Raw genomic sequence first — 12808 nt, 5'->3', positions numbered from 1 at the left:
ACCGCTTTAAGGCGGTCTTTTATCGTTTATGCAGTGATATCAAGGCCCGATGATGCATCGGGTGTTGGTTCGGTTGGCTCTTGCTCAGAAGAGATCCACCCACGCTCCTGTCCCCAATTTTCCAAGGCTTCTTTCAGAGCACGTACCGTTTCCTCTGCGACACCAACCACAGAATCAGGGAAGCCCTCTAGCTTCTTTAAGGCTTCTTCGGCGCCTTTTAAAACAGCATTTTTCGTCATCTCGAAAAACTCACGCCCCTCAGCATCCGTTTTGCCCTCAAAGCCCTGTACGAAGCTCATAATTGAATCAACCACTCCCTGGGGCTTCCATTTATCAGGAAGCTGATTAATGAGCTCTTCCGTTGAGAGCTCGCCTGTACTCCCTGAGTCCTTTTGAACAGATATTTCAAGAGAATAGGAGGAGTAACTTGTCTGAAGCAACTGCGTAAAAGAGTCTTGACTTTTCCCCCGAATATCACCAAAAGTACCCTGATCCTGCTCAGTATACTTCTGAAAATCAAAACTCTGTGCGCGTTCTTTCAACAGTGAAATATCGTAGGTTGTACCGGCTGAATCCCGTACACTCATTTGGAAAGAGTCTGCCTGATAGGAAAACCCTTGTTTTTGGGAAAGTTGCTTCACTCCCGGCTTTTTATCGACAGAAGTAGGAAGACCTCCCCCTGCAGATGATCCTTGTGATAAAATATTGCCCAGCATCGTTTCCACCTTAGTTAAACCGTCTATATTATTCCATCGGCGACGGAGGGGATAACTTAAGGAAAAATATTTTAAAAACGCACAGTTACTTCCGCAAAGAGACGATCCGTATCACGGACATTTTGACTTTCACCGGTAATGCGCCGCTGCATCTCATAGGAAAACAAAAAATCAACCTTATCGGTGAAGGTATACTCCACCCGTGGACGTAGGGTAAAGGTTCGTTCATCATACTCTACCATATCTTCCGTTGAACGGTTGCCGTCATTATCGGCACGGTGCCGACGATGCTCTTTCTTATCAATAGAAATATTGAGACGATAGGTTACGTCTCCCACAACATCCACGGGGCGACCTTCAAAAAATTGCACAGACCTTCCCGACTCGCCCCGCGTTCGATACGTTGCTTCCCAGGAATGCACCGTAGATATGGTCTTTCGACCACCATCAAACTCTGATACAAGCTGTAGTTGCCCGGGAACATCGGGGTCAGGCTCTAGGGTATGGGACATGGTGAGGGTGGTATCGTAGGTTCTATTCAGGGTGTATTTAACGTTTATACCGGGCTGACGCAGGGTCGCATCAATATTAATAAGAGGAGAAAAGCCATAGCGGAAGGTATGGTCTTCCAAATATTCACTGCCCGGACGATCATCAATCCAGTAGGTAGAATACTTACGAAGCCGCTTATTAAAATTATACCCTGTCCGCAAACGAAAACTTCGAAAATTTTGGCGAATATTCTCAAGATTTTCCAGAAAGGAGGTACTTGCTCCAATGCGAAAATCGGGCCACGTCGTTGTGGTATCAAAACGGGTGAGCTCCGGGGTTATGGTATAGGTCTGATTCCACTGCAAGGAAAGAGTGTTAATACGAAGATCAATTAAGGCGGGAATATCAAAACTTGTCCGCCCTTCAACTCGACGTGTTGTATTTCTTCGATCTCCCGTATTACGTTGAACCCCATCATACCAATCGTTACGATGCCGCACTCCACCAAAGTACGATTCATCATCCATATCACCGGTCATAATATCACGAAGAGAACGCCCATGAACACCAAGGGTGTAGGCAAAATAATCAACATAGTCTCCACCCAAATATGTATCAAAATACGCCGGGGTCATGCGCGTATTACGCAGCTCCATGGACGCACTGTAGGTAAGGTTTACTGTTGAAAGATTTACAAGATCAAAGAAATCGGCAATATTACCTGCCACACTGCCTTGAGACTCTTCCCGATTGCCTTCGATATGATCTGAAAGTGTCCGAAAGAGACGGCGAAGATGAAGCCCGCTGGAAACACGAAACTCATTTGATACACGTGAATCTAAATCGGTACTATCGGAGGCAAGATCGAGGGAGTGACTGTATGAGGTTGTGATATCCGTTGAAAGATCTATCCACCGACCAATGTCAGGACTCAAACTCATGGAAGCATTTTGGCGGCGGGAGTTCTCCGAAAAAAGAAAGTGATAGTCTCGCCATTCGGGCTGACGGGAAAACAAAACATCTTCATTCCAAAACTCACTGAATGAACTGCCGTCCCACCGATTAAAAAAACGGTCAAAGTTACGATCCACTGAGAGAGAGTAGCGAAACTGAGTAAGAGGATCAATGGGACGATAGTTAAAGGACAAGCCATGCTGCATACGAAGGCGGCGCTCCGGCTCCCACTCATAGGAACTCTGCTCTACCTCGTCAAGGGAGCTATAGTCCTCTGTCCTGGTAAAACTAAAATCGATAAGATCAAGATTCATCTGTTCGGGAAGCAGGTTAAAGCGAAGCCCCCGTAAGAGGGAGATATTGAGATCAGCAAAGGGCCGCGCCGACGCACGGTCACGAATAGGCCGAGCGGGGGTCATATCGTAAGATAGGGCGGAATTATGCCGTGTTTGCCCATAGATATCAGCATGGAAGTAATCGATTCCCCAATGGGAATAATCCATAAGCTCATTCAGAGGAATGCGTCCATGACGGTTTATTGTTTCACGATAGGAATAGTCGTAAGATACGCTAATTCTGTCAGCAATAAGCCGCCCTAAGACCCCATCGGAGGTACGATTTTTTTCATACCCTGTATAAAAAGTGTAGTCACGACTGATATTTTGATACTCTTCAGAGGGGGTCACATTCGTTGCTTCGCTCGAATCACGCCCAATAAGAATAGCCCCAAAATCACGTCCCATATCGCGAAAACCATCATATGATCCATCTTGACGCAACTCTATATCACTGTTTGCTCGTTGTACGGGACGTTCCAACCGTGCATTTACACTCCCCCCAACAGGCACGCGAAATCCGTGGCGATCACCTAAGAAACGATCAAGACGAATTTCCCCGCTAATACCACTGCTCATGGTGGCATTATTGGCCATATTCACATTGTCAGACATACTGCGAAAAGTAGCATCACGGTAATCAAAACTCATCGTATTATCGATAAAGTCAGCCCAATCCAGACGAAGAGAGGAGCGCATGGCCACCCCTTTGTAGTTACTAATACCCGTGCTTTTAAAATCAGTGAGCTTTATAACCCCGTCATACTCCTGCGCATCCTGATTTACCACCCCAACCCCAATCCATCGAATTGAGCTAAGCGAGGGGTAGTTATTATTAGTGCTGTACACGCGCAATTCCCCTTGATCGGTTGTAATGGTCGTATCAATACCACCGGACCGTGAACCGTACGTATTAAACCAATCTAGTTTCAATTGTGTTAACGCATCGAGAGATACCTGAAATTGTTCCCAGTTCCATTCCCCTCCTGAAGGAAGATCCCGTGTTCGAAACTCATAATATGAAGAGTCGTTGTTTCCTAAACGCAGGGAAAACCACACATCATTATCAGGGTTTATTTCCAGAGAAGAGAGACTTCCTGGCAACCGTTCCTCACAGAGATAAAATTCGATATCTGAGTAGGGGGAAAAGTCGAGACTTCCCTGCTGAGAGAAACGGCGCTCAACGCCGTGGAAATCTTGATCATCAGAAGTAAAGGCTGGCTCAATAGATGAAAAATCAACTTGTAATGTATAGTGCGTAACCGCTTCTCCGCCAGTACTATCAATATCTACGGGAATTCGCTCTTCGTATCGTTCTGTCCGTCGTGAATCAAGGGTCCTGGCAATCACCTTTCCTACCTCAACCTCATCAACATCTGCAACAAAGGCTGTATCAAGATACTCTGTCCATTGATTTCCGACAAACTGCATCCCTTCAAACTCAAGGGTCTTCCACGCTGTGTCTGCATAGGAATCAGCAAAATCTTTCCAGAGCATCCGCACCTGTGTAATATCACTCCATGCCGGCTCTCCGACAATAGAATCCGGCTCGGCAATAACACTCACGGGAAGTCGTACCCGGTACCACCCTGTTTCAGATCCATCGCTGCGCCGAATCGGTTCTGTGTAAGGATGGTTTTCAAGATCATCAAGATTAATTTCGTAACGAAAGTATTGAGACTGGCTTCCCACAAGAAAACGGCCGTCTTGGTTAAAATTCTCCCGATCAGGCTGATCATTAACCACAATATTTCCCGCTGTACCGTTCACATACATGCGATTGCTCCGATTATCCGAATCGTAGAGACGAAAATTGTCGCGGGCAGGATCATCCGCCCATTTTCCTAACCGCTCATCACCATAGCGAAGGGTATCCCACACAAAGCCGTCCCCGTCCCATCGAGGGTAACACCAGTATTCAAGGCTATCGGGAAGACTGTTGAGACCAAGGTCATCATCGGGAGTCAAGGTGCCGGAAAACTTCTCAAAATCTTCCCGATTATTGGGCTGTGCGCCATCAAGGGAGAGATCCTGTGAGATCTCACCCATATCTACATAGAGGGTTCCCGATGATTCATGCGGGCCAAGATGAAACTCAAAGTACCGATCATCCTGCCGATCACGAAGACTCCCTTGCAAGCCACGCATAATACCCGCCCAGGGAGTCACTTCTTCATCTGCCTGAGCAAGTCCTTCCTGAAGAGACAGATCTGGCGGAAAGGGTTGTGCGGTCAATCGGAGGGTACTCACATACTCTGTTTGGTGCCGAATAGTATCACTGGGGTAAATATCACGTTTTTCCGTACGATTATCCCCTGCAACGGGGCGATGCCAGTAAAAATGCCATGCCGGAGGATTGTAAAAATACTCTTCGGGGGTAGGATGATACTGTGGGGAAGAACGATACCATGAAAAATGGTTGCTTGAAAGGTTAAAACTTCGTGCGCTGGTTGAAAAATTATCAACAAAAGCACCATCTGACCGGTCAACGCTTGAGGTCACAACACTCCGGGCTATATCAAAATCAAAGCGCGCTCCAGACCGGGCATCGGTGTCTATACCAGGGATCGTATTTACCGCAGCGGTCATCCACTCCGGCTGAAAGTCAAGGCGCAAACTTGTACCGTACGAAAGGCGATTAAAGGGTTCGGTTCCCATACGTGGAGTCGCACTTCCAGAGCTCATTCGTAACATAAGAAGGGATGTGGAGAGATACGAGTTTCGTCCCAGATTTGGAAACTGAAGATACCCGTTTATCCCAAAAAGAGTCTTTTTATCGAGAAGAAACAGGGCTTCCTGCTGATATGAAACATCAACGTGGCTATAGCTTCGTGCACGGTTAGATACCAATTCAACTTCCCCCGTAAAGGCATCAATGGTGTAATCTTGATTCGGTACCAAGGTATCCGCACCATGCCAGATTCGCTCAGAGCCTTCAATAAGACCAAATCCGAGACTAAATCGGGTCCGGCGCTCACTCGTTGCGGTATGTATTTCAAAGCGGTTGTCAAGGTTCCGTGCTCGTGGATCATAAATTGCATCATTCACATTTGGTTCATCATTACGGTTGGTTCCCAAATTTCTATTGGTAAATGGATGAAGAGGATCAACACGTTGGTCATCATCTATCTCATCACTCATATAAGGCGGAATGAAAACAAACCCTGCCTCATGATCGAAGATCGTAGAGTTATTTCGGTCAATAATTCCATCACTGGTGAGCCCCATGAGATCAATGAACAGGTCGTCATCACTATTGCGCCGGCTTGAACGACCATCATCGTTAATACGCTTAATATCAAATTCAAACCCCGATGGATCACCTCGTCCAATACTGTAAACATTACGCAACATGAGAGGAAACTCTTCGTTGTCCATGTAGGTATCGCTCTCAGGGTTTTTCAACACACGTAACCCCGTGAGGATAGTTCGCTCCTCCCCTTCTATTTCAGCCCGTATTGTATCTGGCTGGCCCGTTCCCTCATGACCATCACTAAACTCCACAGACATAAGAACACGGCTGGAAGAACGTAAGCTATTATTAAATCGAATAATATTATAATTTCTGTCAAGTTCATATTCATCCATGGGATTGAGCCGGCGAAATCGGCCAAAACTTAGCTGACCATCAGGGTCTGCATACTCAATAAAATGATCCCGCGTATCCCCATCACTACTGCTCAAGGGGATCTCTTTATATATATCAAGACGTTCAACCGTAGGAATGGACGTAAGCCCCTGCTCTTGCAGATATTCATTCACCCGGGCTTCATCGGTTAATTCCCGTGCGTATATTTCACGATACAAGGTATCAACAAAGAAAAAACGATTCTGAACATAATCTTTTTCATTAATTATCACCGGTCGAGACCCCGCCGTCAAATCAATACGTTCAGACTTGCTTTCGGTCTGCTCCGTACTTAAAACAGTGGTGAGATCCAAGGGGCCAATTCTCGATTTCACCTTTACCCCAAAAAGCCCTTCTCCTCCTGTGGGATACCCGATTAACCCCAAACCGGGAAGATTGAAATTAGTACGCCCTAACTCAACTTCCTGAATAATGTCATCTTCCAATTCCCCTGGATAACTTTCTCGGTAATGAAGGCGAATCTCACTCAGCTGGTCATCAAGATCTGAAAAGGCATCACTTCCCGTTTCTCCACGAAGGACAATCTCCATATCGAGAAGCCGCCCTACCGACCCCTGAATACGAAAATCACTCGTGGGTTCAAAGACCGGACTGGAGCTGCGATCAAAATTTGATTCATCTCCCACAGTACCAGAAACAGTACGTTCATATCCAACACGCAGTGACTGTGAACCGGAAATACTCAGCTGTGGCGGCTCATCACCCAGTATTCTTCGTGCCCACAAGGGCAACTCCGTGGGAAGAGCAAAGGTAAGATCATCCTCTTCCCTGGCACGTCGCCGCCGCGCCTCCACTCCTTGCTCGGAGAGATGTTCATTCCAACTATTTTCAATTCCCTCTATCATCATATCGGAGAGGTATTGGGAAAGCTCCGTATAATGGACCGTGCGAAGCGGGGTATTTGTCAAGGTATCATATACGCGAAAGGTTATTGATCGATTTTCGAAATCAATCTCCGTGGTGTCACGCACGGTACCAAAGGAGGGAGCTCCCAGAAGATCATGGGGCGGAGTGATTAGAGGTGAGCTTTGATGACGTAGGCCATAGAGTGGGGTAAATTCTTCCGGATATACATCATGGAGGATACGTTCAACCCCCGCAAGAGTGCACGCCATACCCAGTATCACCAAAATAGTTAGTTTTCCCACAATCAATTCCTATCCTCAGGAGTAGTAACACAGCGAAACCCCACGGGGTTGTGTGGATTTTGTGGGTAATAACTGTGACGACTTACCCTGCAATCGGCCCGGCGACCACTCTCCCAGAAACCGCCACGCACAACAAAGAAGCCGGGCGAGACATCGGAGGGAGTATTTGTCCATTCAGCGAGGTTTCCAACCATATCATAGACACCATCCCAGGTTCTGCAGCCAAGGAAATACCCGGCAGGACGCGGGCGTTCACTGCGAATATTACAGGGAAAGACCTCATAGGTATCACCGTAAGGGTATTGCCATTCATACGGGCCTTCACACGCCCTCTGCCACTCCTCTGCTGTGGGAAGACGCTTCCCCCGGGAAAAACAAGAATCACGTGCTTGTCCTAAGGAAACATTGCTTACGGGAAGCTCACCGGCGCGGTTCGGCCATTCATATTTGTCAATACAAAAGGGGTCCCCTCCATGAGTGATATACACCATTCCCTCTGGACAAGGGTTTTCTCGAGGGATAATTTCGTACGTTCCTTCACGGGGTGAAAAAACATTTCCACATGGATCTTCAGCGCGATATACAATGGTTACGGAATCAGCAATTGCAATAGACTCCCCTTCATATAAACGAAATGTATCGTCTGTGGAAAAACGCCACTCAATACGAGCATCCTCGGTTACACTCTGTAAGGTCACAGAGAGAGACTCGTCATATCGTCCCGGCGCCGGCTGCAAATAGGTCCATGGAGGGAGGGTATCTTTTTTACACCGCTCCTGCAAAGCCTGAAGGCTATCAGCACGGGCAAGGCTATCAGCACGGGCAAGGCTATCAGCACGGGCTAGGCTATCAGCACGGGCAAGGCTATCAGCACGGGCAAGGCTATCAGCACGGGCAAGGCTATCAGCACGGGCTAGGCTATCAGCACGGGCAAGGCTATCAGCACGGGCTAGGCTATCAGCACGGGCAAGGCTATCGGCACGGGCTAGGCTATCAGCACGGGCTAGGCTATCAGCACGGGCAAGGCTATCAGCACGGGCTAGGCTATCAGCACGGGCAAGGCTATCAGCACGGGCAAGACTATCGGCACGGGCAAGGCTATCAGCACGGGCTAGGCTATCAGCACGGGCAAGGCTATCAGCACGGGCACGACTATGGGCAGCGACCTGCTCTTCACGACGAAAGGCCTCTTGTCCCAGGAAATACATCCAAAGAAGTAGCATAAGACATAGCGCAAGAAGCAAGAAAAATACTCTTCGTATACGCCTCAGGCGCTGCAGATTTTCCATAGCAAGCTACTCCTGTGGTGACACAGTGGTAAGAAAATCAAGGGTCTTTAAATAATCAACCGTTTCTGCAACATCATGCACTCGAAACCATCGAACTCCCTGTGTATAGGCATGTCCAACCGTTGCCAAAGAAGGGGCGAGACGGTCAGCAGCATCACGGCCGGTTATTGCTCCGAGAAATGACTTCCGCGACGTACCGATTAAAAGAGGATAGGGCAGAGAAAGTGATGACAACCCCCCTAAGAGGGCGATATTATCGAAATACGTTTTGGCAAAGCCGATTCCCGGATCAATAATAATATTGTGGTGAGCAACCCCTGCAGAGACATACCGCGTAACTCCCTCTTGGAGCTCTTGCGCCACCTCTTCTAAGACTGATTTATAGGAGGGATCTTCCTGCATATCGCGGGGGGTTTTTCGGCTGTGCATTACAACCACAGAGGCATCTTCCTGAGCTGCAACCCTGGGCAGATCAGGATCAAATCGACCTCCGCTGACATCATTCACCATGGTCGCCCCCGCTCGAAGCGCTGCGCGGGCAACAGTTGCTTTTGTTGTATCAACGGAAATTTGTACGGGAACGGTACGCAAAATCTCTTCAACAGCAGGCACTACACGATCCAACTCCTCCTGCACAGATACAGGCAATGAACCGGGGCGCGTCGACTCGCCGCCAACATCAATTACAACGGCACCATCATCATACATTTGCTGCGCCCGCTCTGCAACACAGTCCGTATATGTACCACCATCATAGAAGGAGTCCGGCGTAACGTTGAGAATTCCCATTACATTCCATGGTCGCGGCTCATTGCCCATGTACTCTCCCCGTATCTACTTTGAATCATCGGAAGGAAGGTCTTCCGAATCAGAGATGTCTTCCGCCTTGCTATTACGATCTTCCTCCGACGCATATTGCCCAGAATCACGATCTTTTTCCGCCTCGCTCTCTCGACGTTTACGCAATGAAAAAATACGTGCCATTCGACTTTTCTTACTCACCGTAATTTTTTCCCCGCGAAGCACCATATCAATTTCTTCTTTATCCAAATGTTCATGTTCAATTAAGGCTTCGGCAAGACAATCAAGTTCATCACGATGCGTCTCAAAGATATCATAGACCCGTTTTTCTTGTTCTTCAATAATTTTTCGAATAATCTCATCGATGCGCTCAGCAGTTCTTTCAGAAAAATCACGCTGACGCGAAATATCCTTACCGAGAAACACCTGTTCATCATTCTTCCCATAGGCCACTGGTCCCAACTCGCTCATGCCGTAATCACAAACCATCTTACGGGCCATATCCGTAGCCTGCTTAATATCGTTTGACGCCCCCGTTGTCATCTGCTGAAAGACTAATAACTCCGCCACACGACCACCCATGGCAACACAAATACGATCAAGCATGTAATCTCTACTGTAACTGTGCTTATCCTCATCGGGCAAGGAGAAGGTTACCCCCAAGGCACGGCCACGAGGAATAATTGTCACCTTATGGAGCGGGTCTGCATGGGCACAATGGAGGGTACATATGGCGTGCCCTGCTTCGTGATATGCCGTGGTCTTTTTCTCATACTCCGTTAAGATCTTACTGTTGCGCTCCATACCCATGAGTATTTTATCACGCGCTTCTTCAAAATCCAGCATGGTAACCTTTGCTTGATCAAAGCGGGCGGCGAGAAGAGCTGCTTCATTTACCAAGTTTGCAAGATCTGCTCCGGAAAACCCTGGAGTACCCCGCGCAATTGTTTGTAAGCATACATCATCACCTAGGGGAATTTTTTTTGTGTGCACCGCAAGTATCCCTTGCCGTCCACGGAGATCAGGAGAATCAACCACAATTTGACGATCAAATCGCCCCGGACGCAAGAGGGCGGGATCAAGAACATCGGGGCGGTTTGTTGCGGCAATCAGAATAATACCGGAGTTTTGTTCAAACCCATCCATCTCCACCAGCATCTGATTCAATGTTTGCTCACGCTCATCATGGCCACCACCAAGACCGGCCCCACGTTGACGTCCCACTGCATCAATTTCATCAATAAAGACAATAGAGGGCGAGTTCTTCTTTGCCTCTTCGAAAAGATTTCGTACGCGGGATGCCCCCACCCCAACAAACATTTCAACAAAATCAGAACCACTGATAGAATAAAAAGCCACATCAGCTTCACCAGCCACGGCTTTGGCAAGAAGCGTTTTCCCCGTCCCCGGCTGCCCAAGTAGAAGAATCCCCTTCGGTATTTTTCCACCCACTCGTTGATATTTCTCCGGTTTCTTTAGGAAATCAACCACTTCGGCAAGTTCATCCTTTGCCTCTTCAGCCCCGGAAACATCATCAAAGGTTACACTGGTCTTAGTTTTATTATGAAGCTTTGCCCGTGATTTGCCAAAGCTAAACATTCCTTTTTGCCCGCCCTGCATATTGCGAAACATAAAAAACCAAAATGCAATAAGAAGCAGTACTGGCCATCCAGACAGAAGAATTTCCCAAAATGAGACTTCCTGTTCTTTAAAGGAAACAGAAAACCCCCGATTCTCCCATGAGGATAACATATGACTATCTACAAAGGGAAGGACCACCGTAAACTCTGGTGATTCCACGGGCTCCCCCTCCTCAAGAACCTCTTCTAAATAACGCGAATCTTTCACAGAGCCCATGAGATTTGCACGAAGTCCGCTGAGAGTTACTTGCACCTCTTCTATTACCGCTGAGGTATCCTCGGCTTCCTTCATACTACCATCTGAAAGAGCAAGAAGCCGGGTAAACTCGCTGTATTTCAGCTCAACAACCCCATCTCCCGCAGGATCAAGAGCACGAAGCAAGCCCACCATAAGAACAACAACAAGTACCCAGACAAACATGGTTTTCATGGGATTGCTCGGTGGTGTTACTGAAGGTTGTGGCTTTCCCGGGCGATTCTGTTTTTCAAGCCGTCGTTGTTTATTTTCTCTCTGCTCGGTTCTATTCTGCTTACGGTTTGTCACTTCTGCTCCTGTAAAAAACAAAGAGGACTAAAATATATAAGGGCGCTTCTTCGTAAAAGGAAACTCTCGAAAGGTTCTAATTACTACACGTATGTAAAGGCATCTTTCTGCAGAAAATACTGTTGATACTCTGCATACACATGGCGTATCTGATACTTTTGCCAGGGCGTCAAATCAGAACGACTGTCAAGCTCTTCGTAGGTTTTAAACAAGGGAAGAATACGGTGATCAGCCTTTTTACCAAAGCCATGCTTACAAAAGAATGTTGGCTCTATGGTGGCACCGGTCAGACGAATTTTTCGTGAACCATCACTCGCGTTGCCCGCTTCAACGGAAAATTTCACGATCTCTGAGAGTTTCATTGTAGGCCGCTTCAGAGCGAAGGATGTGAGATTTCCTAAGGAGTAGCAACAGAGGGTATTTCGTCCATCCTTAGTGGTATACCATTCAGCAGGATTCAAAATATGAGGATGATGCCCAACAATGACATCAACCCCCGCCTCAAGGAGATCATGAGCCCGTGAGACAAGACGTTTTGACGGGTAGTACTCAAACTCTATCCCCCAATGGATATTACAGACAATGAGATCCGCACCGTCTTGGCGAGCCTTTTCTATGTGGCGATGGATCAGAGATGGATCGTAGTCTGCATCATCGAGAGCATTGAACCGTACAAGATTAACTCCATAGGTAAAATCATCTTCTAACTCAACCCCGTTGGTTGTAAAGGTGTATGAGAGGAGAGCTACGGAAATACCGTTGATATCAACAATGGGAAACGTATCGATGTCTTCCTCAACGGCCGAACACCCACTATGGAGTATAGAATGTGCATCCAGATACTCCATGGTATTTCGCACCCCCTCAGCATAAGAGTCGTTTATATGATTATTACCAAGGGAGAAATAATCAAACCCGCCTTTCGGGGGAAGAGAAATAAAAGGCTCAGCAAACTCTTCCCGCACGGAGTACCGTAAAATACGATAGTGCTGGGTATGTGGATTTATGGGGAATTCTAAATTTCCGGTGACAAAATCTGCGGAAAACAGGGAGTCACCAATTTCATCCCATAAACGACGTGATGCAGGCGCAGCCAAATCACGACGGGTCATTAGATCCCCCACGGAACTGATAGTTACTTCAGTTGAATCGGCTAAGGGAGTTTCATAGGAAGGGGCTCGCATTGAACGGAAATAGTCTTCAAAACCGCTCCCCCGTTCAGCTCGTTTTACAGAGCTGA

The 12808-nt window shown here is 47.4% G+C and carries 6 protein-coding genes; all 6 read right to left on the bottom strand.

The genetic code is table 11. The features are described from left to right. Positions 1 to 26 precede the first annotated feature (26 nt). Positions 27 to 716 (bottom strand): hypothetical protein, encoded by a 690-nt coding sequence (locus CALK_RS02710; RefSeq protein ID WP_022636113.1) that lies wholly within the window; start codon positions 714 to 716, stop codon positions 27 to 29. 71 nt (positions 717 to 787) lie between these two features. After that, a complete protein-coding gene (locus CALK_RS02705; protein WP_155851771.1) occupies positions 788 to 7294 on the bottom strand; it encodes a hypothetical protein in 6507 nt (2168 codons plus the stop codon). 2 nt (positions 7295 to 7296) lie between these two features. Then, a complete protein-coding gene (locus tag CALK_RS02700) occupies positions 7297 to 8583 on the bottom strand; it encodes an SUMF1/EgtB/PvdO family nonheme iron enzyme (RefSeq protein WP_022636111.1) in 1287 nt (428 codons plus the stop codon). 6 nt (positions 8584 to 8589) lie between these two features. Then, a complete protein-coding gene (gene folP / locus CALK_RS02695; RefSeq protein ID WP_022636110.1) occupies positions 8590 to 9402 on the bottom strand; it encodes a dihydropteroate synthase in 813 nt (270 codons plus the stop codon). Positions 9403 to 9417: 15 nt separating this feature from the next. Then, complete coding sequence (gene ftsH / locus CALK_RS02690) at positions 9418 to 11454, bottom strand: ATP-dependent zinc metalloprotease FtsH (protein WP_420806137.1); 2037 nt, start codon at positions 11452 to 11454, stop codon at positions 9418 to 9420. A gap of 197 nt (positions 11455 to 11651) precedes the next feature. Continuing rightward, positions 11652 to 12752, bottom strand: coding sequence for a CapA family protein (locus CALK_RS02685; protein ID WP_034636466.1), 1101 nt, complete (start codon positions 12750 to 12752; stop codon positions 11652 to 11654). Positions 12753 to 12808 lie beyond the last annotated feature (56 nt).

The sequence above is a fragment of the Chitinivibrio alkaliphilus ACht1 genome (assembly GCF_000474745.1).
Taxonomy (GTDB): domain Bacteria; phylum Fibrobacterota; class Chitinivibrionia; order Chitinivibrionales; family Chitinivibrionaceae; genus Chitinivibrio; species Chitinivibrio alkaliphilus.
The sequence above is the reverse complement of the archived record's forward strand: the minus strand, read 5'-3'. Positions and strand labels throughout refer to the sequence as shown.

Coding starts and splice junctions, on each gene's coding strand:
- CALK_RS02710 (WP_022636113.1), bottom strand. CDS start 716: ATGCTGGGCAATATTTTATCACAAGGATCATCTGCAGGGGGAGGTCTT.
- CALK_RS02700 (WP_022636111.1), bottom strand. CDS start 8,583: ATGGAAAATCTGCAGCGCCTGAGGCGTATACGAAGAGTATTTTTCTTG.
- folP (WP_022636110.1), bottom strand. CDS start 9,402: ATGGGCAATGAGCCGCGACCATGGAATGTAATGGGAATTCTCAACGTT.
- ftsH (WP_420806137.1), bottom strand. CDS start 11,454: ATGAAAACCATGTTTGTCTGGGTACTTGTTGTTGTTCTTATGGTGGGC.
- CALK_RS02685 (WP_034636466.1), bottom strand. CDS start 12,752: ATGCGAGCCCCTTCCTATGAAACTCCCTTAGCCGATTCAACTGAAGTA.